Here is a 23,979-nt window from a genome sequence, read left to right as displayed (position 1 = left end):
TATGATGGCCAATATCGAATTATACGCTGAAATTGTGCAATTTGTTAAAGAGCTCTACCCAGAGAAAAAGTTTGTTGGCTTACATGAACCACAGTTTAAAGGAAATGAGAAGAAATATTTAATTGATGCAATTGACTCAACATTTGTATCATCTGTTGGTAAATATGTAGATAGATTTGAACAAAGCATTAAAGACTATACTGGGGCGAAATATGCAGTTGCAACAGTAAATGGAACTTCAGCACTTCATATAGCACTTATGCTCGCTGGAGTAAATGAAGGTGATTTGGTAATTACCCAACCGCTCTCATTTGTGGCTACATGCAATGCTATTTCTTATACAAAAGCCTCACCCCTTTTTATTGATGTAGAAACTAAATCTCTTGGATTAAGTGCTGAAAAACTAAAATATTTCTTTAGTAATGATACCATAATAGTAGATGGTGTGTGTATTCATAAAGCAACAGGTAAACGTGTTGCTGCATGCGTTCCTATGCATACTTTCGGCTTCCCCTCTGATATAGATAACATTGTCGACTTATGCAGCCAAAATCTTATTCCCGTGATTGAGGATGCAGCAGAATCAATCGGGTCCTTATATAAAGGTAAACACACAGGTACTTTTGGGTTAATTGGAACATTTAGTTTCAATGGTAACAAAACAATTACTTCTGGTGGTGGTGGACTAATTACAACAAATGATGAACATATTGCTTTAAAGGCTAAGCATTTAACTACACAAGCCAAAAAGCAACATAAATGGGCATTTGATCATGATGAAATAGGGTACAATTATCGGATGCCTAATATAAATGCTGCACTAGCTTGTGCACAGTTAGAACAACTTGATGAATACATTAACAATAAACGAGAGACTGCTGAGAAGTATAAATCTTTTTTCAAGCAATTTAATACTGTGGACTTTATTGAGGAGCAATCTTTCTGTAGATCAAATTATTGGTTGAATGCGGTGCGCTTTAAAGATAATATTATGCAGCAGGAATTTCTGGCTTACTCGAATGATAATGGTGTTATGACAAGACCTTCTTGGAATTTACTGAATACTTTAGCGATGTTTTCAAACTGTATTAAAGGAGATTTATCTCAGGCGGAATCAATCTTTAATACCTTAGTTAATTTACCAAGTAGTGTTAGAAATTAACAATAAACTTTCGCTTGCAGTAGTAGGTGCCGGTGGTCATTGCACATCACTTATTGATGTAATAGAGTGTATTGAAATTTTTGAACTAAAAGGTATAATAGCAAAAGAAATTAAAGTAGGCAATCATATTAACGGCTATCCAGTAATTGGAGAGGATAAGGATTTTCAACGTTTTCAGGAGTTGGGATTTGCTTTTGCAATAGGGATAGGCCAAATCAAATCTCATTTTTTAAGGAAAAGGATATTCGATCAGCTTGTAAACTTAACCGCACTCTTACCTAATATTATATCACCCTATGCACGAGTTTCTCCAAGATCTCAGATGGGAATCGGGAATAGTATAATGCATAATGTAGTTATTAATGCCAATGTTTCAGTAGGTGACAATTGCATTATCAACAGTAAAGCATTGGTTGAGCATGACGCAATTATTGGCTCAAATACACATATTGCCACAGGGGCTATCATAAATGGTGATGTGAAAGTGGGCGATAACTGTTTTATTGGCAGTGGCGCTGTGATAGCCAATGGAATTAGTATCTGTAATAATGTCATTATTGGCGCAGGTGCAGTTGTTGTTAGAGATATTGATATACAAGGTGTTTTTCTAGGAAATCCTGCAATGCCAAATAGATGAAGCCAAAAGTTTGTATATTTTCAGTTGTTCATCCTGGCTCTATAGAATACTTGAATGATTTTTTTGATTCTTTAAAATGTCAAACGGCATCTTGTTTTGATGTTTTTCTTGTAAATGATAGTTGTGCCCCCTCCGTTATAAATAAAATAGTTGACTCTTATAGATCTTTTTTTAATTTATCAATATTTGATTTTTCAAGTACCCATTTTGCAAATAGAGTAGTTGGATTAGAACAGCTAGCTGAAAGTGACTATGAGATTATTCTATTTTGTGATAGCGATGACATACTTTCATGTGATAGACTTGAGAAGTCTATAATAGCTCACCAGAAAAGTGATATTGTTATTGGTGATTTGATTCCGTTTACTTTTGGAATAGAAAAATCTTACCAACAAGGACTTTGGAGAAGTCGAATAGGAGCTGAGAAAATAATTGATGCATCTTTCTTTGAGAATAAGAATATTGCAGGTTTCGGAAATACAAGTATTAAAAAAAGTATTCTCGATAGAGTTACCTTTCAAGATGTTAACCCATTAGCACCTGATTGGTTTTTCTTTAATTCTTTGATTGAGAAAGCTGGAAAGGTATTCTTTTCCTCAGTAATATTAACCTATTACAGGCAACACAGTAACAATATTGCCGGAACAGCTAAATATACTCCTGAAAGATTAATGAGAATCTATCAAACTAAAATGCTGCACTATGAGTTGATGGGCTCTCTAAATAAATCAAGAGTTGAAGAGATGAAGTTCATAGAGAAAATTTTAAGCAATAATCAAAGCATTATGCAATATTGTGATCGACTAAACTCCAGAAAAACGAATTTTTTTTGGTGGGAGGAAACCCTAATAAATTAAGATTAACATGTACAAGGTAAATTTAACTAAGAAAAGCGAGGTTTACAACTATTGCAAGCCTTACATTATCGCAGAACTTGGCTCTAATCACAATGGTGATATGGAATTGGCAAAGAAGCTAATATTCCAGGCAAAGCAAGCGGGAGCTGATTGTGTGAAGTTTCAAAGTTGGAGTAAGGATTCTATTTTCTCTAAGAAAACGTATGAAGACAATTATTTTGTTGCTGATGATTATAGAAACAGAACAGATTATACTCTTGAGCAAATAGTAGAAGAATACTCAATAAGTGAGGATGAATTGCTGCAGATGAAAGCTTATGCAGACGAACTTGAAATTGATTGTACATCTACTCCTTTTTCTCCAAAGGAAGCTGATTTTCTTGTAGATAAGCTCAAAACGCCTTTTATTAAGGTTGCATCAATGGATTTAAACAACTACCCTTTTTTAGAGTATTTGGCAAAAAAAGGATTACCAATGGTTATTTCCACGGGGTTAAGTGAACTGTATGAAATTGATAAGGCCGTTCGGGTTATAGAAGAAGCTGGTAACAGACAAATTATCATACTGCATTGCGTTTCAATTTATCCGCCTCAGGATAAACAAGTTCACCTAAATAATATCTTAACCTTGCAAAGGCAATATCCTGAGTATCCCATTGGGTTTTCTGATCATACCCTTGGGATATCAATCCCACTTGCTTCCGTAGCGCTAGGCGTGTGCTTGATTGAAAAGCACTTTACGTTAGATAAAAACATGGAGGGTTGGGACCACAAAGTTTCTGCAAATTTTGAGGAAATGGCTGCTATTGCCCATGAATCCAAAAGAATTGCTGAAGCCATGGGTAGTTTTAGAATCAATTGTATTGAAGATGAGGAAAGAAGATTGTCTTTTAGACGAAGTATTGTGTTAAAGAATGATATTAAAGCTGGCCAACAAATAGAGGTTGATATGATTGATTTTAAGAGGCCTGGTACTGGAATTGAACCGGGAAGTGTAAGAACAATTATTGGCCGTACTGCAAAGAAAGATATTCCAGCAGACAAGCCCTTTGGTTTAACAGATTTGATTTAATTATGTTAGCACCTTTATCTAAGTACTTAATTCAACAGTCCAGTTTAATTAAAGAGGCTTTACACCGTTTAAATTCTCTTGATAAGTTGATTCTTTTTGTACTTGATGACAATCAGGTTTTAAAAGGTACACTTACTGACGGTGATATAAGAAGAGGATTAATGCGTGGCTTAAATATGGATGTGACGGTTGCTGATTTTATGAATACTAAGTACCGCGCATATACTGTAAAAGCACTAACAGCTACGCTTGTTGCAGAATTAAGGAAAGATAATATAACAGTGGTGCCAGTACTTGATGGGGAGGGTAGAATTGAACGGCTGATAGATTTTACTAAAACAAGAGCAATATTGCCCATTAGTGCTGTAATTATGGCTGGAGGTAGGGGGGAGCGCTTGAAACCACTAACAGATTCCTGTCCAAAGCCAATGCTTAATATCGGAGATAAGCCAATATTAGAACATGTGATTGATAGGTTAATTGATTACGGTGTTATTAATATTTATATTTCTGTTAAGTATTTAGCTGAACAAATAATTGAGTATTTCGGGGATGGTTCTAATAAAGGAATTAAAATACAGTATATCCATGAGGATACTCCATTAGGAACTTTTGGGGCTGTGTCTTTATTAAATCTGAATGAATGTGAGCATGAACATCTTTTGGTGATGAATTCTGATTTACTGACAAATATTGATTTTGAGGATTTATATCTTCATTGTCTTAATGAAGATGCTGATTTTACAGTAGCATCCGTTCCTTATAAGGTAAATATCCCCTATGCTATACTAGAAGCGGAAAACGGTATAATAAAACGTTTAAGTGAAAAGCCTTCTTATACCTACTATGCAAATGCAGGAATTTATATGTTTAAAGCTTCCCTGATTGAGCAATTAGAGAAGAATGCATTCATGAATGCTACTGATTTTTGTGACTCAATGCTGAGTGATTCTCGAAAAGTTACCGTTTATCCAATACTTGGCTATTGGTTAGATATCGGTAGACATGAAGATTTTCAAAAAGCAAATGAGGATATAAAGCATATAAAAGTGTAAGTAGATGAAGGCGTTATATATTATTCCCGCTAGAGGAGGTTCTAAAGGAATTCCACGTAAAAATATTAAGCTATTAGCCGGAATTCCATTGATTGCTTATTCGATTAATCTGGCGAAGCAACTTGCAGATACAGATGATATCTGTATTTCCACGGATGACGTTGAGATTGCAAAAGTTGCAGAAGATTGGGGTACACCTACTAAGTTTTTAAGACCTGACAGTCTTGCAACTGATGAGGCAGCTAGTTACGATGTTTTTTTACATGCCATTGATTATTATGAGAAACTGGGAAGGCATTACGATGTACTGGTAGTCCTACAGCCAACATCACCTTTAAGAACAGTTGAACAGGTTAAGGGTGCTATAAATTTATTTGATGTAACATTGGATATGGTTGTTTCTGTGAAGGAGACAACATCAAATCCTTATTATGTGTTGTTTGAGGAAAATATGGAAGGTTTTTTATCCAAATCAAAGCCAGGAAACTTTATACGCCGGCAGGATTGTCCTCCTGTTTATGAGTATAACGGTGCAGTTTATGTTATTAATATAGCATCAATAAAACAAAAGCATATATCACATTTTACAAAGGTTAAAAAATATTTGATGAGCGATCTCAATAGTATTGATATTGATACCCCTTTGGATTGGATGTTTGCTGAGTTTTTGCTCATGAATAAAATAGTAGAACTGTAATGAAGAATATTAGAATTATTTCAAGGCTAGATATTAAAGGGCCTAATGTAGTAAAAGGGGTACATTTAGAAGGGTTACGTGTTGTAGGAAATCCGAATGACTTTGCAAAATATTACTATGAAGATGGTTCTGATGAATTGCTTTATATGGATGTAGTTGCAAGTTTATATGAAAGAAATAGCCTTAAAGAAATTGTTGAGCATACTGCCGAAGACATCTTTATACCGCTGACCGTTGGAGGAGGGCTTCGTAGCCTCGAAGATATCAATATAGCACTTCGGGCAGGCGCTGATAAAATAAGTTTGAATACTGCAGCTATCCGTAATCCCGAATTGATTAAACAGGCAAGTGAGAAATTTGGATCATCCACTATTATGATAGCAATTGAAGCTATTAAGCAAGAGGGAGATCAGTATATGGCATTTGTTGATAATGGTCGTGAGTTCACGGGTAAAGATGTTGTTGAGTGGGCTCAGGAAGTTGAGCATCTCGGGGCAGGTGAAATACTATTAACATCTGTGGATAGAGAGGGTACCGGTCTTGGGTTTGATATCAACTTAATTAAGTCTGTTACTGAGGCAGTTACAATACCGGTAATAGCCCATGGTGGAGCCGGGAAAATGGATGATGTTAAAGAACTAATTGAAGAAACAAATATTGATGCGGTAGCACTTGCTTCGGTTTTGCATTATGCTACCATGCATGATATTGATCATTCAAATGCTTTATTATCAGGTGAAGGAAACAAAGATTTTCTAAAATCCGGGAATAGGTTTTCTAAGATCAATCCTTTTTCAATTAGAAAGTTAAAAGCTTATTTGAAGAATAATAATATCAATGTTAGATATGAATAAAGATCCTTTAATCGGCATTATTGACTATGGGTTGGGAAATCTCTACAGCGTACAAAAAGCTTGTAAACATGTAGGGATTGATGCTATAATGATTTCCTCAAAAGATAAATTAGAAAATGTTGATGGAATAATTTTGCCAGGTGTGGGTGCCTTTGGTGATGCAATGAAAAGACTAAGAGAAAAAGACTTGCTGGAATACATTACCAAAAATGCAAAATCAGGTCTACCCTTATTAGGTATATGTTTGGGTATGCAATTGCTATTGGATTATAGCGAAGAGTTTGGCCATCATGAAGGTTTAGGTTTAATAAAGGGTAAAGTAGTTAAGTTTGCTGGTGAAGAGAACGAAGACCAAAAAATTCCACAAATACAGTGGAACAAGGTAAAAACCGTTCCATCTAATAATTATTTATTTAATGGCATAGCGAGTGGAACTTTTTTCTATTTTCTTCATTCTTATTATGTAGTACCTGTTCAGGCAGAGGTGGCTGCAGCAATTACAGAGTATAGGCAAATAGAATATTGTAGTGCTATTCAGAAAGACAATATATTTGGGGCGCAGTTTCATCCAGAGAAAAGCGGTGCTCAAGGATTGCATTTATTTCAAAACTTCAAGAATTATATCAAAAGTGGAAAACAATAGTCAAAAAATAGGTTGGCGATATTATGCCAAGGGGTATAATGTTCCTAGTGAAATCAAGTATTGTAAAAGATGTGTAATCTCGAATCAGAGACCTCGAATTACTTTTAACGAAGAAGGTATTTGCTCTGCATGTCAGTTTAGTGACTATAAAAATGCCCATGTAGATTGGGAGCAGCGAGAAAAGGATTTAATTACATTATTAGATAAGTATAGAAAAAATGATGGTAGCTACGATGTTCTCGTCCCTTCCAGTGGTGGAAAAGACAGTGCTTTTGTTGCACATATATTAAAATTTAAGTACGGTATGAATCCGCTTACAGTAACATGGGCCCCTCACGTGTATACTGATATTGGGTTCGAAAATCACCAGAATCATATCCATATTGGTGATCTAGCAAATATCTTGGTTACCCCTCCTGGAAATACGCATCGGAAATTGACAAAACTTGCATTTGAAGTACTTGGTGATCCATTTTTGCCATTCATTTTTGGGCAGAATAATATGCCTTTACAGATGGCACTTAAGTTTAATATACCCTTAATTTTTTATGGAGAGAACTCAGAGGTAGAATATGGGGGCAATATGAGCGATGCTTTTGTGCCTACTAGAGATTGGAAGCATAAGAATACGAATATACTTATGTCCGGTGTTCCGCCTGAAAAGTTCTTGGAGTATGGTATTAGTGAAAAAGATATGGCTCCTTACTTTGCTCCGAATAATGATGCTTTGGATAAGCTGGGGTTAGAAATTCATTATATGGGCCACTACAAAAAATGGGTGCCTCAAGAAAACTATTATTATTGCGTAGAACACACTGGTTTTAAAGCAAATCCTGTAAGAAGTGAAGGTACTTATTCTAAGTATGCCTCATTGGATGACAAGATTGACGGGTTTCATTACTATTTAATGTTCATAAAATTTGGTATTGGTAGAGCAACATCTGATGCAGCGCATGAGGTTAGAGACGGCCATTTAACAAGAGAAGAAGCTGCTGCTCTTGTTGGAAAATTTGATGGAGAGTTTCCAAACAAATATTTTAAGTTATTTCTTGAGTATTGTGGTATCACAGAGGATTATTTCTGGGAGGTTGTAGATAGTTGGCGTCCTGATCATGTTTGGAAAAAGCAGGATGGAGAATGGCAATTAAGACATAAAGTTGATGAATCAGGAGTTGAAGACTAATTCTGGGTTTTATCTAAAGTCTGGAAAAGCATTCAGTGACTTAACTGATGATGAAGTATTGTTTTTTATCAGAATTAAAGGTAAAAGGCAATACTTCAATTTATTTTATCCAGAGACTTTTTTAGCTAGCTTCAAAAGACTCAATAAGTATAAAACAATTTCAGAGTATACAAAAGATGCTGATATCGTCATTGATATTAGTAAGTACACTTTAGCTGATATTAGTACGAAGGATTATGAAACTATTGAGGAAGTCTTAAATATTGACAACGTTATTAAAAGGTGCAGAGGATTAAGAGCTATTTCTATGCATGAAGCAAGGATACTCGTGTTACTTTGCAGTAAATTTTTTATTGAATTCTTTGGGAAAAATTCAAAGTTAAAGTTAATTGTTGCTGGATGTGTAGATAATTATGTAATGGATATAATGTTCAGGTTTGCTGAACATTATTCAGTTCAATGCATTGGTATAACTGATTTTTTTCTTTTTCCTCAATATAAGCTAGTTACAAATTATGGAGAACCAAATCATTTCTATGAGCCTACGGAAAATGAAATTGATAAAGTGCTAAACCGACTAATTGAAAAGAAACCATCACCTCTAGCCATCTCATCATTTCGAGCTTACAGCAATGCTTTTAAATACTTTGTATCTTATTACTATAGGTTGATAGTAAGGTATTGCTTTTTTTATAAAATCTGTGGCAGATTAGGGTATGAATATCGTTTTGCGCCCCATTTGAAAGCCTTCCATACTTTAAGACAGCTTTTTTTAACTAACTTATATTTTGATCATTTTGATATTGAATTTATTAAAAAGAATAAAGACAATATCGTTTACATTCCACTTCATTGGTATCCAGAAGCGACAATAGATTACTGGACTGATCACCCAGATAAAGCAAATTATTTTGAATCAGTTTACAAGGTAGTTCGTTTTTTTCAGGATAAGGGATTAACTGTTATCTTGAAAGAGCATCCTGCATTCTTCCTGTGTAGAGAATTAGACTTTTATAGGATGGTTAAAAGGTTTGAAAATGTCATTCTTCTTAACCCTTTTGTAAGAACGCAGGATTTATTCGATTATATTGATAATGTAGTAGTATGGAACGGATCAACAGGGGTAGAAGCGTTAATGATTGATAAAAACATATACTGTACAACTGAAAGTTATTATTCCCATAAAGCCATACCACATTATACAGAATTTGGCAATCCTAAGAAATTCTCTATAGAAGAGAAAAGAATGATCATTAAAGGGATATTGAAAACATCACTTCGAGTTTTCTAATTGAAAGTAGATATTAAATATTTTGTTTTCAGGTATTTTACATATGCTTTCATTGCATTTGAAGTTATAATTCTCCCGATTTTACTTTCGAAAAATAGTTATGGTGAAATAGAGTTTTATAAGTCTATAGCTACCCTCGGGCCTTATGCTCTATTAGGAGCATTCTCAGGATATATGTACGATAAGTATACTTTAAAAAATGAGTCTTATGAACATATGTTTTTTTGGGGGGCAATTTCAAGTTTTATTGGAGGGGTCTTTTTTGCAATTTGGAATAATAACATTTTAATTATAGTCCCATTCGTACTCAATGCAGTAAGTATTATTCAAGAGAAAAAAATGCAAGTTTCTGGTAATTTTTTTCTTTCTATTTTATTTAAACCAATTCTTTCCTTTTTTTTAGTTATAATAATTGGAGTGAAATATTATTTTTTAGAGGGTTATGGAGGTGTGCTTGACTCATTAGTAATCGCTTATATCTTATCATATGCATCATGGACTATCCTTTGTATTAAAAAGACAAATATTTCACTTATATTTCTAAATATTAGAGACTATAGTAGTAGTTTCAAAATTTACCTGACTCTGATTAATAAGGGGTTTATTATTAATCTTTCAACAATCCTTTTATCATTTCTGATTTTTAATTATAGAGTCTTTATTAATAATCATTTTTCTAATGATTTGTCAAGCTTTTCTTTAGCGTTTAATTTTGCTCAATTTGTTTTTTTGGGTGTTAACACAATTGGTTATATGCTTACTGTTGAGATTGGGGAACGTATTGATGTAATTGATATCGCTTTTCTAAAGAGTGCTTTATTAAAATCGTTTTTATTTTTTTTACTACTTTTTTTTGGAGGCTTAGTTGTTGCTTTATTTTATGATGCCTATGTCAAGCATTTTGATAACCTTATAATCTATTACGTTATATTATGCCTCTTTATAGGTATTTATTATGTAGCATCTGTAGTCTCTCCAGTTCTTTTATACAGAGATACTATCAAAAGTTCGACAATAATGCTTTCTGCCATATTTGCTATTGATTATTACTCTACATTTTTTTTAGTAAAATCAAATTACAGCAGTTTGTTTATATTAAATAAGTCGGGTATACTTTTATCGCTTTCTGCCATTTACAATCTTTACTTGATTTTTTATAAATCCAGAATTTCCAGGTGAGAGTCAGTTTTTTCAAAATATTCTGGTCGATCTATCTATTAGAGTTTATAACGCCAATAGTTTTATTAATTCATTATATATTCGGATACGAAGTTGACTTTATCATTAAAGTGCCATCAATCATTTATTTTTTACTCGTAGTCGGCTTTCATTTTAGAAATAAGCTTATTTTAACTCCTCTAACATTGATTTTTCTAGTATATAGTGCTTTATCTTTCTTTTACGGGATATTCGTTGGAAATAAGATTGATAATAAATTCATTTCACATATTTATTTTGCATCTATTCCAGTTTTAGGAGCTTCATTTGGATATCATTTTGCTGGACTTTATGAAGAAAAGCTTAAGCCCTTTTTTCTTAGAATTATTAATATATCATTTTATGTTACATGTTTAATTTTGTTGGTATATTTCTATTTGCATTTCATTTCTGGTTCTGTTGCTTATTGGGGGTTTGGTACTGATATGCATTTACTTATACCTTTTATACTTCTTCAAGGAAAGTTTAAGGCAGTATTGGTGGGTATTATTTTTGTAGTACTGTCTGGTAAAAGGGCTACATTATTAAATGTAATACTTGAGTTAATAATGTATTTTTCTTACATGCTTAGGTCTATAAGTTTAAAGTCTATTCCTAAAGTTATTCTGATTGCAGGTATCTTTATCGCTGGATTTACTATTGCCTATTCTCAAGGCGCCTTTAGTAGATTCGAATCATCTTTGCAATTTGATTTGAATGATGAAGATGCAATGTTATATGCCACAAGCGGAAGGTGGCAAGAAGTAACAGGCATTATTGAACATCACAATACAAAACCTGAGAGATGGGTTTTGGGCGCGGGATTCGGGGGAAGGTATGAATGGTTTATTCCTTTGGATAACTATCTTGAGATGAAACATTATGCTCACTTTGCACCTTTTGCATATATTTTTTTATTTGGCATACCCTTTACAATTCTGCTCTATTCTTTTTTTATCTATTACATTGCTAAGGCCAAGCATTATTTGGCTAATCCTTTTATGATTGTTTTTGTCGTTGGGGTTTTTAGCTCCTTTTTCGGTGCAAACTTATTTGTGGATATTAAAATATGGATTTTTTTGGGTGTTGTTTATTTTTTAATCAAAAATCCTCAATCCTCAATTGCTAATATTCAAGTTAAAAATATTTAAAGTATAACGATGTCAAGTATTAATAAGTTATTAATTACCGGTGGTACAGGATCTTTTGGGAATGCAGTATTGAACAGGTTTCTTAACACTGACGATTATTCAGAAGTTAGAATATTTTCTAGGGATGAAAAGAAACAGGATGACATGCGACACCAGTATAAATCAGAAAAGATCAAATTTTTTATAGGTGATGTAAGAGATAAAAATAGCTTAACAGAAGCTATGTACGGCGTAACGCATTTATTCCATGCAGCTGCATTGAAGCAGGTGCCATCATGTGAATTTTTCCCGATGCAGGCAGTTCAAACAAATGTGATTGGTACTGATAATGTTTTAAATGTCGCAATTGAAAATAAAGTCACTAGGGTAGTTGTACTAAGCACTGATAAAGCAGCTTATCCCATTAATGCAATGGGTATTAGCAAGGCAATGATGGAAAAGGTAGCAACAGCAAAAGGTCGTTATTTAGGTGAAGGAGCGCAAACTATTATTTCCTGCACACGATATGGTAATGTTATGGCGAGCAGGGGTTCGGTTATACCTTTATGGATTGAGCAAATTAAGCGTGGCGAGGATATTACAGTAACCGATCCTAATATGACAAGATTTATGATGACACTTGAAGATGCTGTAGATCTGGTTTGTTTCGCTTTTGAAAATGCTAGTAATGGTGATTTGTTTGTGCAAAAAGCACCTGCTGCAACTTTAATTGTATTAGCAAAAGCTTTAATAGAGTTGTATGCTTCTAAATCAAAAATTAAAGTTATTGGAACACGACATGGTGAAAAGTTATATGAAACCTTGGTGACACGTGAAGAACTTGCTAGTAGCATCGACATGGGAGATTATTACCGAATACCTTGTGATACACGTGATTTGAATTATGAGAAATTCTTTACTCAGGGACAAAGGTCTGTTTCAACTTTGGATGACTATCACTCACACAATACCCAGCAGCTAGATATTGAAGAGATGAAAACGCTTCTTTTAAAGCTAAATATCGTAAAAGAGGATTTTAACATAACTAAATAGATTATTGTGCGTATAGCAGTTTCTGGAAATACAGGTTTTATAGGGTCTCATCTAATTAGATGGCTAAGAATTGAAAAGGATAGGTATGAAATTCTGACTCTTGATAAGGGTGTTTTCGATAATGCAGAACTACTTGATGACATCTGCCAATCAGTTGATGTCATTGTTCATTTGGCTGGGAAAAACCGAAGTGCTAATGATAGCGAGATATACAGCACCAATGTAGGACTTTCTAGAAAGTTAGTTGAATCTTTGTCCAGGACAAATGCGACACCTCACGTGATAGTTTCTTCCTCAACGCAGGAGACGCGTAATAATGTTTATGGTAATTCAAAGCGTGATGCAAGAAATATTATAGCCGAATGGGCATCGACGCATAATGCAAAATTTTCTGGTCTAATTATTCCTAATGTATTTGGTCCTTTTGCAAAACCTTTTTATAATACTGTAGTAGCAACTTTTTCTCATCAGCTAGTGGATGGTCAGCTACCTAAAATTGATAATGATGCACTACTTCAGTTAATTTATATTGATGAGCTTATACACTTTATTATAAATGTTATAAATCAGGGAATTATCGGTGAAGAAGTGATAGTACCTTTTACAAAAGAAATTAAGGTAAGTGAATTACTAAAGAAATTAGAAACATATAAGGATAAGTATCTTCTTGAAGGGGAACTCCCAGATCTTGCTACAAAATTTGAACTTAATTTATTCAATACCTTTCGAAGCTATATTAGCTTAGATGCTTTTTTCCCCAAGCCATATAAGGTCAATCAAGATAACAGAGGTATTTTTGTTGAGCTTGCCCGTATTGGTATGGGTGGACAAGTTTCATTCTCAACAACGGTTCCAGAAATAACTAGAGGAAATCATTTTCATACTAGGAAAATTGAGCGATTTGCTGTTATATCTGGGAAAGCTAAGATTGAATTGAGAAAAGTTGATGAGGAACATAAGTTCAGTTATGTTATTGATGCTGCAGAATGCCCGGCTTATGTTGATATGCCGATTTGGTATACACATAATATTACGAATATGGGTTCGAATATTTTAGTAACAGTGTTCTGGATTAACGAGCCATTTAATCCTTTAGACGGTGACACATATATGGAAAATGTTTAAAAATGAATGCAAAACAACTTACAGTAGTTACAGTAGTAGGAACAAGACCTGAGATAATTAGATTGTCTTGTGTGATAAAAGCATTAGATGCCTCACCTTCTATTAATCACATATTGATACATACAGGTCAGAATTATGACTATGAATTAAATCAAATTTTTTTTGATGACTTAGGCTTGCGCAAACCAGATTATTTCTTGAATGCAGCCGGCAGTAATGCCACTGAAACTGTTGGGAATATCCTTATAAAAATAGATCCTTTATTAGAATCAATTCGGCCAGATGCATTTTTAGTGCTTGGTGATACGAATAGTTGCTTATGTGCTATTCCTGCCAAGAAGAGAAGAATACCAGTTTTTCATATGGAAGCTGGTAACCGTTGCTTCGACCAAAGAGTGCCGGAAGAAACAAATAGAAAAATTGTTGATCATATTGCAGATATAAATCTAACATATAGTGACATCGCACGGGAATATTTATTAAGAGAGGGCCTTAATCCTGACAGAGTAATCAAAACAGGTTCTCCAATGTTCGAGGTGTTAATGTCTCATGCTGAAAATATCAAGTCCTCTAATGTTTTGAAGAAATTGGGCCTTGAAAAAAATAAATATTTTATTGTTTCAGCACATAGGGAAGAGAATATTGAAAGCGATAGAAATTTTAGCAAGCTTGTGAATATGTTGGAAGCGGTGGCATCTAAATATAATTATCCAATTATTGTGAGTGTTCATCCTCGAACAAGGAAAAAGATTGAATCAAAAGGTATAATATTTAATTCAAGTATACAGCTTTTAAAGCCATTAGGATTTGTGGAGTATAATGCACTTCAAGCAAATTCTTTTGTTGTTCTTTCGGATAGTGGTACTATTTCGGAGGAATCTTCCATACTTGGGTTTCGTGCTTTGAATATTAGAGAAGCGCATGAACGGCCAGAGGCTATGGAAGAAACATCTGTAGTAATGACTGGATTTAATATTGAGCGTGTACTACAAGCTATACACCATATTACTGATCAACCAGAAAAAAAATTGCAGATAGTGGCTGATTATGCTAAGCCAAATGTTTCAGAAAAGGTTGTTCGGATTATTTTGAGTTATACTGATTATGTTAAAAGAGTTGTTTGGGGTGAACAATTATGAATATTGTTTTTTTAAGCTTAGTTAAGATAGATAGTTTAAATGAGCGAGGGATTTATACAGATCTTTTAAGATACTTTTTTAAAAATGGTCATTCTGTAACAATTGTTTGCCCAAAGGAAAGGAGGTACTGGCATAAATCTATTATTCAAAGCAGTATCGAAAATCTTAGAATTATTCAAGTTCCAATTCTAAATCTTCAGAAAACACATATTATTGAGAAGCTTATTGGAACACTTTTGATTGAACCCCTATTTACCAGAGTAGTTAAGAAATATAGAATTGGAGTGAGGGATGATCTTTTGTTGTATTCCACTCCACCTGTAACATTCGCGAGTGTAATTAAGCATATAAAAAAGAGTAATTCTAGAGTAAAGACATACTTACTATTAAAGGATATATTTCCTCAAAATGCTGTTGATATTGATTTATTTACAGATTCAAGTCTGATTTATAAATACTTTAGGAGAAAGGAAATTACTTTATATAAAGTATCAGATTTTATAGGATGTATGTCTCAAGCTAATGTGAATTATATCCTTGCGAAGAATAAATTCCTAGATAATAATCGCGTTGAAGTTTGTCCAAATTCAATTGAGTTAAGTAATGCTAAAAGTTTTAATATTGATAAAGTAACACTTCGGAAGAAGTATTCTATTTCTGATAATATAACAGTTTTTATTTACGGGGGTAATCTTGGAAAACCTCAGGGAATCAATTTTATTGAAAGTGTAATAGAAGCTTTTGAAACAATAGAAGGTGTTTTCTTGTTTGTAGTTGGAAGTGGAACTGAGTTTTCACGATTAAATCAATTCGTAGAAATAAAGAAATTTCAAAAAACAGTTATTCAGCCAAGTCTACCTAGGGAAGAATATGATTTACTGATAAGTATTGCAGATGTAGGTCTTATTTTCTTAGATTACAGATTTACGATACCTAATTTTCCTTCAAGATTACTGTCGTATATGGAGAATTGTCTTCCTGTAATTTCAGCAACTGATGATGCAACGGATATAGGAGCAATTATTGAGAGTGCAAATTTTGGTGTAGGTTGTGCAAGTAATAGTATTAACGACTTTGTTGAAAAAGTTATATACATGCGTGATAGGCCAGAAAAAAGAATGGTTATGGGGAGAAATGGGTATATGTATTTAAAAGAGAATTATACTGTAGAAAAATCATATGAAATTATAATGAAGCATTTTTCATAAGTACTTATGTATAAACTTTTTTTTAAGCGCTTGTTTGATATTGTAGGTTCTATTACAGGATTAATAATTCTTTCTCCAATACTGGTCATAACGGTTTTATTACTGGTAGTTGCAAACAAAGGGAATGTATTTTTTTTACAAAAAAGACCAGGCAGGGGTGAGCGCATATTTACCATAATCAAGTTCAAAACAATGCGTGATACTAAGGATCAAAAGGGAATTCTTTTATCTGAGTCGGAGCGTATAACAATTGTTGGCAAATACATAAGGAAATTCTCCATTGATGAGATTCCTCAATTAATAAATGTGCTAATTGGTGACATGAGTTTAATTGGACCGAGGCCATTATTGACGGATTATCTATTACTCTATAATGATTTTCAGCGGAAAAGGCATATGGTCAGACCTGGCATTACTGGTTGGGCTCAAATAAATGGAAGAAATGCAGTTACTTGGGAAGAACGATTTAAATATGATATTTATTATGTTGAGAATATTTCATTTTCTCTTGACTTTAAAATAATATTCAAAACTTTTAAAAAAATAACGGGGAATGATGTCTCACCAATTGATGGTGTGGTCATGGAACGTTTTAATGGTAATTATGAGTAAGATAATTCGTGTATTAGTTACTGGAGCTGGTGCAGTACTTGGTCAAGGCATACTAAGATCTTTACATCATGAAAATAGCAAGATAGATAATATTGAAATTCATAGCGCAGATCCCGATATCAGATCTTCTGGTCATTGGTTAGCTCATAAAGCACATATTATTCCAATGGCAAATGATCCAAAATACGGTGAAACTTTACTATCAATAATTAAGTCTGAACATATTGATTACGTATTGATTGGAACTGATGTTGAACTTCTTTATTTTTCTAGGAATAGGGTTTCAATTGAAGAGTCAACTAATGCAAAGATTATTGTATCTCCAGAGAAAGTTATCGAAATCGCTAATGATAAATATCTTACAGCTTGTTTTCTTAGAGATAATGGATTTCCATTTCCAAATTCAGTTATGGCGAGCGATAAGGTTGGAGTAGAAAAGTTTCTGAAGGAAAATTCGTTTCCATTATTAGCAAAACCGGTTGATGGCGCTCGCTCTAAAGGAGTAATGATAATAAAAGATATTGAAGATATTAAAAGCATATTGCACAACCCCCAAAATCTAGTTATTCAAGAGTATTTAGAAGAAGGTGAAGGTGAGTTTACATCTGGTGCAGTTGTTATTAATGGTGTATGTACTTCTGTAGTTACATTAAAGAGAGATCTAAGAGATGGAAATACATATAGGGCATATTATAAAAAAGATTATGAGCGATTTTCAAATTTTATATCCAATGTAGCTGAAAAGCTTGGCGTCGAGGGGCCTGTAAATTTTCAATTTAGAATCTCAAACGGAGAACCAAAGATATTTGAAATTAATGGTAGATTTAGTGGCACTACTCCGCTACGTTTTATGTTTGGATTTAATGAAGTTAACGCAATATTACGTCATTTTATTTTTGGCGAGAAAATTGAGAAACCTTTGCTGCGCGAAGGTGCAGTCTTCCGTGCATGGGCGGATTTGTTTATCGATGAAGGAGCTCTTGATACTTTTTCTAATTTAAAAATTATGGATAACCCCAAATCAATCTACTTTGGCTTTAAGTCTTAAATATGATATAGCAGTTATAGGTGCTAATGGATTTCTTGGTAAAGCACTTGTTGAAAAATTATTAGAGCTTGAGTATAACGTACTTGCTGTTTATAATTCTGAAAATGATAGTATACCGTCAAAAGCAACTAAACTTTCTATACAAGATTTCCAGTCACATACTTTTGAAATTGAAACTATCTTCTTTTTGGCTGGAAGTTATAGATCGACACGGTTGGAACTCATCACTTTGCATTGTGATATATTAAAAGCTATCGTAATAAAATATTATGATACTAAGCATGTTTTTATTTCTAGCACAAATGTTTATGGTATAAATAACTTGACTGTATCCTTAGATTCTCCCTATGTTAACCCTTCAAGTTATGGGATGGCTAAGTTAGTGGGTGAATACATTGTTTCTGTTGCCAAGAAGTATTCAATTATACGGTTTACATACTTATACGGATCACATTTGAATAATAATTCTTTTTTACCTAACTTAATTAATCAAGCAGTAACAAAAAAAGAGATTATATTGTTTGGTGAAGGAAATAGAGCTCAAGATTATCTACACATTAGTGATGCAGTTAACTTATGTCTATTAGCTTCTAAAAAGTGTTCTAATGAAGTTTATTTAGGTGCTACAGGAGTTTCATACACAAATAATTTTATCGCAAATATTGTAGCATCAAAAATTGACAATTGTAAAATTGTCTATAAAGAAGGTAATGAAGGACTAACTTATAATTATAATCCATCAGATACTTTTCAGAAACTCAACTGGAAACCCCATTTTCCTTTTGAAATTGGTTTAATGCAAATGATAGAATGCGCTATTTGATATTTGGTGACGTGCATGGTAATCTTCCTGCACTAGAGCAATTATTGAAAATCGAAAAAGGAAATTATGATGTACTTATATGCCATGGTGATGTTGTTGGATACGGGCCATGGGCAGATGAGTGTGTATCATTACTTAATCAAGATAAAAGCAATATCTTATTAAGAGGGAATCATGAGGATGCTTTTATAAATAAAAATTATCTTGGTACTAACTCGATAGCTAAATCTTTTTTTGAGTTTTGTTTGCCAAGGTTTTCCGAATTTAAATCTATTTTAGAATATCAAGATTATTTTGATTTAGGCAATTTCTTAGTTAAGCATACGATAAATGATATGTATATTTTTATTGATACTGACCTTTCCAATATTCTTATCGATAGAAATTTTATAATAGGACATTCTCATTATCAGTTTTCTAGGTTTATTGATCAGTTTACCATTATTAATACTGGTAGTCTAGGCCAGAACAGGAAGAGTATTAACCTGGCTGAGTACATAATTTTTGACCAAAAAGTTAATCGAGTAGATCTAAAGTCTTTTGTTTTTAATATCGATGTTTTGATTAATGAAATGATTATTAAGGGGTATCCTGATACATGTATTAATTATTATCAATCTAAAAATAGGGTATAGATGAAAGAAAAAGTTTGGTTATCCTCTCCTCACATGGGAAGTAATGAGATAGAGTTTGTTAAAGATGCTTTTTTAACAAATTGGATTGCACCATTAGGGCCGCATGTTGATGGATTCGAGAATGATATTCAAAGCTATGTGAAAGTTTCTCATGCTGCAGTGTTAAGCTCTGGAACAGCTGCAATTCATTTAGCGCTTATAATTTTAGGAGTTGAAGCTGGTGATGAAGTTCTTTGTCAGAGTTTTACTTTTTCTGGTTCTGCAAATCCGATAATGTATCAAGGAGCAACTCCTGTTTTTATTGGCTCTGAGGCAGAAACTTGGAATATGTGCCCAAATGCCCTTGAAGATGCTATTAAAGATAGAATTCGACTCGGTAAAAAGCCCAAAGCTATAATACCAGTACACCTTTATGGTATGCCAGCAAAAATGAATGAAATAAATTCTATAGCATTAAAATACGAGATTCCAGTTATTGAGGATGCTGCGGAGGCTTTAGGATCACATATAAATGGTAAGATGTGTGGTTCATTTGGAGAGCTTGGCGTTTTGTCATTCAATGGCAATAAGATTATTACTACATCAGGGGGAGGAGCATTATTAAGCAAAAGCAGAGAACATATTGCCCAAGCGAGATTTCTTTCTACTCAGGCAAGAGACTCAGCAGTACATTATCAGCATTCTGTTGTTGGATATAATTATAGGATGAGTAACATATGTGCGGGAATTGGTAGAGGGCAAATGGAAGTTCTTGATGAAAGAGTATCTCAACGAAGAGCTAATTTTATGGCTTATCAGAATGCATTTTCTGAAATCCCAGCTATTAAGTTTCTATCTGAACCAAGCGGTTTTTTTTCTAACCGTTGGTTAACAACAGTAATTGTTGATTCTAATAATTCAAATGGGGCCACCCGAGAGGATATAAGAATGGCGTTAGAACTTGAAAATATTGAATCACGCCCCCTATGGAAACCCATGCATATGCAACCTGTATTTAAGGGTATGCCATTTTATGGTACAACACTAGCCGAGCAATTATTCGATAATGGACTTTGCCTGCCGTCTGGCTCTAATTTGAAAACATCAGATTTTGATAGAATTGTTTCTATAATTATGGGTATCTTTAAATAGCCTTAAAGCAACTAATGGAAACTGTTAGCCTCAAGCTTAAAAAGCTTTCAAAAATTAGTATCATTCCTAGATGGATGATTTTCTGTATTGATTTAGGTCTAGTTAATGTTGCATTTTTTTTGGCTGTACTGATCAGATATGATTTTAGTACACTTTCTGTTGAGTTTCCAGTACTTAGTAATGCTTGGATATTAATTAATGCATTTGGAATTTTCCTGTTTTTGCTCTTTAGAACTTATGCAGGTATTATTCGCTTCAGTGGTGTCCAAGATGCGTTAAGAATTTTTTTTGTTGCATTTTTTTTGGACTCAGGACTTGCTTTGCTTAATTACTTTGTTATTGCCTATAGTGGGTTTGCTGTTATTGGCTATTCTATCATTATTATTCATGGCCTGTTATCATTTGTTTTATTAACTGCGTATCGTTTGCTCGTCAAATATATGTTTGTATACCTTAGTTCTGTTAAGGGTATTAGCAAAAGGGTAGTAATTTATGGAGCAGGAGATGTAGGTATTTCCACCAAGCGAGCTTTGGAGCATGATTTGAATGAGAAAATCACTATTGTTGCCTTTGTAGATGATGATTTACGAAAGGCCAATAAGCGCATTGATGGGGTGAGAATTGAGTATGCAGATAAATTGCCTGCTTTATTGCAATCCCAAGATATTGATGAGTTAATCATTGCTACCTTACGCTTACCTACAGATAAGAAAAACCATATTGTAGATATTTGTTTGTCTAGTAAAGTGTCTGTTTTTACCATTCCACCTTTAAAAAAATGGATAAATGGACAGTTTCAAGCCAGACAATTGCAGAATGTGAAGATTGAGGATTTACTGGATCGTGATCCCATCATGATTTATAACGACATTGTAGGGGAGCAGATCAAGGGCAAAAATATCCTCATTACAGGTGGTGCGGGTTCTATTGGTAGTGAAATAGTGCGTCAATGTTTACAGTACAAACCCAAGCAAATCCTAATTGTTGATACAGCTGAATCAGCTTTGCATGATTTAGAATTGGAATTATTGGATAAGAACTTCATTGCGTTTAAGCCGGTATTAGCTAGTGTGTGTAACCTGCAGCGTATGGAAGCTATTTTCCAACAATACCAACCTGCAGTCATTTATCATGCAGCGGCGTACAAGCATGTGCCCATGATGGAGCATCATCCGGTAGAAGCCATTCTCACCAATGTGAAGGGTTCCAAAATGATTGCGGATCTAGCGGTGAAATATGGAGCAGAACGCATGGTGATGGTATCTACTGATAAAGCCGTCAATCCTACCAATGTAATGGGGGCATCCAAGCGTATTGCAGAAATTTATGTGCAATCTTATTTCCGTCACTTACAGGCAGGTGGTACCCAAACCAAATTCATCACTACGCGTTTCGGAAATGTATTAGGCTCCAATGGTTCTGTGATTCCACGCTTTAAAAAGCAAATAGAAGCAGGCGGTCCGGTTACCGTTACCCATCCGGAAATTACCCGTTATTTCATGACCATTCCTGAAGCATGTCAGCTGGTATTGGAAGCCGGTGCAATGGGAGAAGGTGGTGAGGTATTTGTATTTGATATGGGTAAGTCGGTAAAGATTGTAGACCTCGCGAAGAAGATGATTCAGCTCTCCGGTTTTGTGCCCGATAAGGATATCAAGATAGAATTCACCGGCTTAAGACCTGGCGAGAAATTATACGAGGAACTGCTCACGAAGAACGAGAATACCATTCCTACCTATCACGAGAAAATCCTCATTGCGAAAACGCGTGTATACGATTTCAATGAAATTCAAACCCAAATCGGTCAATTGATTCAATTGGCAGAATCACACGCCGGCTTTGAGGTCATTGTTCAGGAAATGAAGGTTTTAGTACCTGAATTCATCAGTAAAAATTCTGCTTTTGAGCAGTTAGATAAAGACCGCGGCAGCTTAAAAGCGGTCTAAGAATCTTTCTTCCCTTTCTTCCCCCAATCTTCTTGTAACTTATTCCCAAGGGTAAGCACAAAAAACCAGAAAGGTGTGTGCAATAGCCCCTCCAACCAACGTATCCATGGGTTTGCGGTATTCCATGCTTGCATGATCCAAACATCATAGATTCGCAATAATACCCAACTCAGCAAAGAATGTCCATATACAGTTAGCCAAAGCTGCAATGGCCATGCTACGGCTAGTTGTTTGAAATACCAATAGCCAATAAAAAAGATAGGTAAGAAGCATACCATTTTCAGTCCAACCCTAAGTGTGGTATTGGTATGATTGCCATAACCCCATTCATAGATGATCAGTTCATAACTGAAATAGGCAAACAGGATAGCCATACTGCTATACCAAAGCAGTTTCTTGGGTTCTTGTCGCATAGTGAGTATACTTGGTCCAGCTCCAATAAATTAGTGCATAAATCAGGCAATTAAAGGCCCAATGGTGTAGGCTAAGTTGCCAATTGGGGTAATACCATTGTAGGGTAGCGAGCAAAGCAATTCTGCAGACGTTCAGTAAAAAAATGGCTGCGGGTCCACTAATCAACCAAAGCCAGCGCCATTGCCAACGAGTGGGGAATGCTGCAATAAAGCCAAGATAGAGCACCATCAGCGGGAGCGCATTACAGGCATCTGCTAATCCCACCAAGCGACGATTGCCCCACCAGATATGCACCCAACTGCTTTCGGTTACTGTCAGTTGAGGTAAACCATTCTCTAGTAAGACAAAATGATTAGCACCAGTTGTCAATGGTAATAACTGCATAGCAGCCCAACCTGTTGCTTTTGTTAGGAATCGATCTAATTGGTGTTGCGGTTGCAGCCAGGCATAATACCCAATAAACCAGACAACCCAGAAAACCAGCAGTCGCACAAAAAACAAGCGAACCCTTTCAGGTAAAGCAATTTTCCGCAGCATAATTTGGTGATATACTTCTCTAATTTATTTTTTCTGGGATAGATAAGCAAGTCTTACATATAGCTATTGGTTGAAAGACGAAAAGGCTGAAGGCAAAAGGCTTAAAGCATAAAAACCGAGAATCGAGGAAAGAAAAACGAAAAGGCTTAGAAGACAGCAGTTAGCATTTCTCGTAAGGCACGCAAAATTGGTCGAGCGCGCAAGTCATCCATTTTTTGATATCAAAACTCCCTCTCCTTTGGAGAGGGCTGGGGTGAGGTCAAAACGAAGCTTTTGCGAAATACGGAGTGGGATGAGGTGAAAAGTGAAAACATTTTTGCTTGCGAATAATGACTTCGCAGGCTTCGCGCCTGCCTTCCGAAGCTCTAGCGTAAGGAGGGTGAAAAAGGATTTATGTTCTTTTTGGCCCCGCATAAGCGGGATGTACCACTTAACCCAAAAAGAACCAAAAAGGTCAAGGCTGCAGAAAAATTTCGATACATACTACGACTCGTTACGGGGCAGAAAGGAAACTCGTGCTATCGCACTCA

At 34.6% G+C, this 23,979-nt stretch carries 24 protein-coding genes; 22 read left to right on the top strand and 2 right to left on the bottom strand.

The genetic code is table 11. The annotated features are described in order from the left end of the window. Position 1: 1 nt before the first annotated feature. From J0L83_07120 to J0L83_07015, 22 genes are all read left to right on the top strand, one after another. Complete coding sequence (locus tag J0L83_07120) at positions 2–1,162, top strand: LegC family aminotransferase (protein ID MBN8664323.1); 1,161 nt, start codon at positions 2–4, stop codon at positions 1,160–1,162. Beyond that, positions 1,149–1,799: an acetyltransferase gene (locus tag J0L83_07115; protein ID MBN8664322.1), complete on the top strand. Its 651-nt coding sequence runs from the start codon at positions 1,149–1,151 to the stop codon at positions 1,797–1,799. The genes J0L83_07120 and J0L83_07115 overlap by 14 nt, the downstream gene beginning before the upstream one ends. Next, the gene (locus tag J0L83_07110) at positions 1,796–2,656 is read left to right on the top strand and encodes a glycosyltransferase (protein ID MBN8664321.1); all 861 of its coding nucleotides are present in this window, start codon (positions 1,796–1,798) and stop codon (positions 2,654–2,656) included. The genes J0L83_07115 and J0L83_07110 overlap by 4 nt, the downstream gene beginning before the upstream one ends. A 7-nt stretch (positions 2,657–2,663) precedes the next feature. Continuing rightward, on the top strand, positions 2,664–3,728 hold the full coding sequence (locus J0L83_07105; protein MBN8664320.1) for an N-acetylneuraminate synthase family protein: 1,065 nt from the start codon (positions 2,664–2,666) through the stop codon (positions 3,726–3,728). 2 nt (positions 3,729–3,730) lie between these two features. Next, entirely contained in the window at positions 3,731–4,783 is a 1,053-nt protein-coding gene (locus tag J0L83_07100) for a nucleotidyltransferase family protein (GenBank protein ID MBN8664319.1), read from the top strand. 4 nt (positions 4,784–4,787) lie between these two features. Then, complete coding sequence (locus J0L83_07095) at positions 4,788–5,480, top strand: acylneuraminate cytidylyltransferase family protein (GenBank protein MBN8664318.1); 693 nt, start codon at positions 4,788–4,790, stop codon at positions 5,478–5,480. Continuing rightward, positions 5,480–6,334, top strand: a complete 855-nt coding sequence (gene hisF, locus J0L83_07090; protein MBN8664317.1) for an imidazole glycerol phosphate synthase subunit HisF — start codon at positions 5,480–5,482, stop codon at positions 6,332–6,334. Before J0L83_07095 ends, hisF begins: the two co-directional genes overlap by 1 nt. Next, entirely contained in the window at positions 6,327–6,977 is a 651-nt protein-coding gene (hisH, locus tag J0L83_07085; GenBank protein ID MBN8664316.1) for an imidazole glycerol phosphate synthase subunit HisH, read from the top strand. The genes hisF and hisH overlap by 8 nt, the downstream gene beginning before the upstream one ends. After that, complete coding sequence (locus J0L83_07080) at positions 6,964–8,160, top strand: N-acetyl sugar amidotransferase (GenBank protein MBN8664315.1); 1,197 nt, start codon at positions 6,964–6,966, stop codon at positions 8,158–8,160. Before hisH ends, J0L83_07080 begins: the two co-directional genes overlap by 14 nt. Further along, entirely contained in the window at positions 8,138–9,451 is a 1,314-nt protein-coding gene (locus tag J0L83_07075) for a hypothetical protein (GenBank protein ID MBN8664314.1), read from the top strand. Before J0L83_07080 ends, J0L83_07075 begins: the two co-directional genes overlap by 23 nt. Further along, on the top strand, positions 9,452–10,630 hold the full coding sequence (locus J0L83_07070) for a hypothetical protein (GenBank protein ID MBN8664313.1): 1,179 nt from the start codon (positions 9,452–9,454) through the stop codon (positions 10,628–10,630). Positions 10,631–10,740: 110 nt separating this feature from the next. After that, positions 10,741–11,799: a hypothetical protein gene (locus J0L83_07065; GenBank protein MBN8664312.1), complete on the top strand. Its 1,059-nt coding sequence runs from the start codon at positions 10,741–10,743 to the stop codon at positions 11,797–11,799. A gap of 9 nt (positions 11,800–11,808) precedes the next feature. Then, positions 11,809–12,831, top strand: a complete 1,023-nt coding sequence (locus J0L83_07060; GenBank protein ID MBN8664311.1) for a polysaccharide biosynthesis protein — start codon at positions 11,809–11,811, stop codon at positions 12,829–12,831. 3 nt (positions 12,832–12,834) lie between these two features. After that, positions 12,835–13,956, top strand: a complete 1,122-nt coding sequence (locus J0L83_07055) for an NAD-dependent epimerase/dehydratase family protein (protein MBN8664310.1) — start codon at positions 12,835–12,837, stop codon at positions 13,954–13,956. Positions 13,957–13,958: 2 nt separating this feature from the next. Beyond that, positions 13,959–15,095, top strand: a complete 1,137-nt coding sequence (wecB, locus tag J0L83_07050; protein ID MBN8664309.1) for a UDP-N-acetylglucosamine 2-epimerase (non-hydrolyzing) — start codon at positions 13,959–13,961, stop codon at positions 15,093–15,095. Next, entirely contained in the window at positions 15,092–16,303 is a 1,212-nt protein-coding gene (locus J0L83_07045; protein MBN8664308.1) for a glycosyltransferase family 4 protein, read from the top strand. The genes wecB and J0L83_07045 overlap by 4 nt, the downstream gene beginning before the upstream one ends. Before the next feature lie 6 nt (positions 16,304–16,309). Next, positions 16,310–16,915 carry a sugar transferase gene (locus tag J0L83_07040; GenBank protein ID MBN8664307.1) on the top strand — a complete coding sequence of 202 codons (606 nt, stop codon included), beginning with the start codon at positions 16,310–16,312 and terminating at the stop codon, positions 16,913–16,915. After that, complete coding sequence (locus J0L83_07035; protein MBN8664306.1) at positions 16,908–17,963, top strand: ATP-grasp domain-containing protein; 1,056 nt, start codon at positions 16,908–16,910, stop codon at positions 17,961–17,963. Before J0L83_07040 ends, J0L83_07035 begins: the two co-directional genes overlap by 8 nt. Further along, positions 17,947–18,786: an NAD(P)-dependent oxidoreductase gene (locus tag J0L83_07030; GenBank protein MBN8664305.1), complete on the top strand. Its 840-nt coding sequence runs from the start codon at positions 17,947–17,949 to the stop codon at positions 18,784–18,786. The genes J0L83_07035 and J0L83_07030 overlap by 17 nt, the downstream gene beginning before the upstream one ends. Continuing rightward, on the top strand, positions 18,774–19,421 hold the full coding sequence (locus J0L83_07025; GenBank protein ID MBN8664304.1) for a metallophosphatase family protein: 648 nt from the start codon (positions 18,774–18,776) through the stop codon (positions 19,419–19,421). The genes J0L83_07030 and J0L83_07025 overlap by 13 nt, the downstream gene beginning before the upstream one ends. Further along, on the top strand, positions 19,422–20,552 hold the full coding sequence (locus tag J0L83_07020) for an aminotransferase class I/II-fold pyridoxal phosphate-dependent enzyme (protein MBN8664303.1): 1,131 nt from the start codon (positions 19,422–19,424) through the stop codon (positions 20,550–20,552). 14 nt (positions 20,553–20,566) lie between these two features. Next, positions 20,567–22,498: a polysaccharide biosynthesis protein gene (locus J0L83_07015; protein MBN8664302.1), complete on the top strand. Its 1,932-nt coding sequence runs from the start codon at positions 20,567–20,569 to the stop codon at positions 22,496–22,498. Here J0L83_07015 and J0L83_07010 read toward each other — a convergent pair. Together J0L83_07010 and J0L83_07005 are read right to left on the bottom strand one after the other, a co-directional pair. Next, on the bottom strand, positions 22,495–22,911 hold the full coding sequence (locus tag J0L83_07010; protein MBN8664301.1) for a hypothetical protein: 417 nt from the start codon (positions 22,909–22,911) through the stop codon (positions 22,495–22,497). The genes J0L83_07015 and J0L83_07010 overlap by 4 nt on opposite strands. After that, complete coding sequence (locus tag J0L83_07005; GenBank protein ID MBN8664300.1) at positions 22,877–23,449, bottom strand: hypothetical protein; 573 nt, start codon at positions 23,447–23,449, stop codon at positions 22,877–22,879. The genes J0L83_07010 and J0L83_07005 overlap by 35 nt, the downstream gene beginning before the upstream one ends. Between the last annotated feature and the right edge of the window lie 530 nt (positions 23,450–23,979).

The organism is Chitinophagales bacterium, assembly GCA_017303835.1.
Lineage (GTDB): Bacteria > Bacteroidota > Bacteroidia > Chitinophagales > Chitinophagaceae > JAFLBI01.
The sequence above is the reverse complement of the archived record's forward strand: the minus strand, read 5'-3'. Positions and strand labels throughout refer to the sequence as shown.

Excerpts from the sequence above, each read along its gene's own strand:
- J0L83_07120 (MBN8664323.1), top strand. The coding sequence starts at position 2 with ATGATGGCCAATATCGAATTATACGCTGAAATTGTGCAATTTGTTAAA.
- J0L83_07110 (MBN8664321.1), top strand. The coding sequence starts at position 1,796 with ATGAAGCCAAAAGTTTGTATATTTTCAGTTGTTCATCCTGGCTCTATA.
- J0L83_07105 (MBN8664320.1), top strand. The coding sequence starts at position 2,664 with ATGTACAAGGTAAATTTAACTAAGAAAAGCGAGGTTTACAACTATTGC.
- J0L83_07100 (MBN8664319.1), top strand. The coding sequence starts at position 3,731 with ATGTTAGCACCTTTATCTAAGTACTTAATTCAACAGTCCAGTTTAATT.
- J0L83_07095 (MBN8664318.1), top strand. The coding sequence starts at position 4,788 with ATGAAGGCGTTATATATTATTCCCGCTAGAGGAGGTTCTAAAGGAATT.
- hisF (MBN8664317.1), top strand. The coding sequence starts at position 5,480 with ATGAAGAATATTAGAATTATTTCAAGGCTAGATATTAAAGGGCCTAAT.
- hisH (MBN8664316.1), top strand. The coding sequence starts at position 6,327 with ATGAATAAAGATCCTTTAATCGGCATTATTGACTATGGGTTGGGAAAT.
- J0L83_07075 (MBN8664314.1), top strand. The coding sequence starts at position 8,138 with ATGAATCAGGAGTTGAAGACTAATTCTGGGTTTTATCTAAAGTCTGGA.
- J0L83_07060 (MBN8664311.1), top strand. The coding sequence starts at position 11,809 with ATGTCAAGTATTAATAAGTTATTAATTACCGGTGGTACAGGATCTTTT.
- wecB (MBN8664309.1), top strand. The coding sequence starts at position 13,959 with ATGAATGCAAAACAACTTACAGTAGTTACAGTAGTAGGAACAAGACCT.
- J0L83_07045 (MBN8664308.1), top strand. The coding sequence starts at position 15,092 with ATGAATATTGTTTTTTTAAGCTTAGTTAAGATAGATAGTTTAAATGAG.
- J0L83_07040 (MBN8664307.1), top strand. The coding sequence starts at position 16,310 with ATGTATAAACTTTTTTTTAAGCGCTTGTTTGATATTGTAGGTTCTATT.
- J0L83_07035 (MBN8664306.1), top strand. The coding sequence starts at position 16,908 with ATGAGTAAGATAATTCGTGTATTAGTTACTGGAGCTGGTGCAGTACTT.
- J0L83_07025 (MBN8664304.1), top strand. The coding sequence starts at position 18,774 with ATGCGCTATTTGATATTTGGTGACGTGCATGGTAATCTTCCTGCACTA.
- J0L83_07020 (MBN8664303.1), top strand. The coding sequence starts at position 19,422 with ATGAAAGAAAAAGTTTGGTTATCCTCTCCTCACATGGGAAGTAATGAG.
- J0L83_07015 (MBN8664302.1), top strand. The coding sequence starts at position 20,567 with ATGGAAACTGTTAGCCTCAAGCTTAAAAAGCTTTCAAAAATTAGTATC.
- J0L83_07010 (MBN8664301.1), bottom strand. The coding sequence starts at position 22,911 with ATGCGACAAGAACCCAAGAAACTGCTTTGGTATAGCAGTATGGCTATC.
- J0L83_07005 (MBN8664300.1), bottom strand. The coding sequence starts at position 23,449 with ATGCTGCGGAAAATTGCTTTACCTGAAAGGGTTCGCTTGTTTTTTGTG.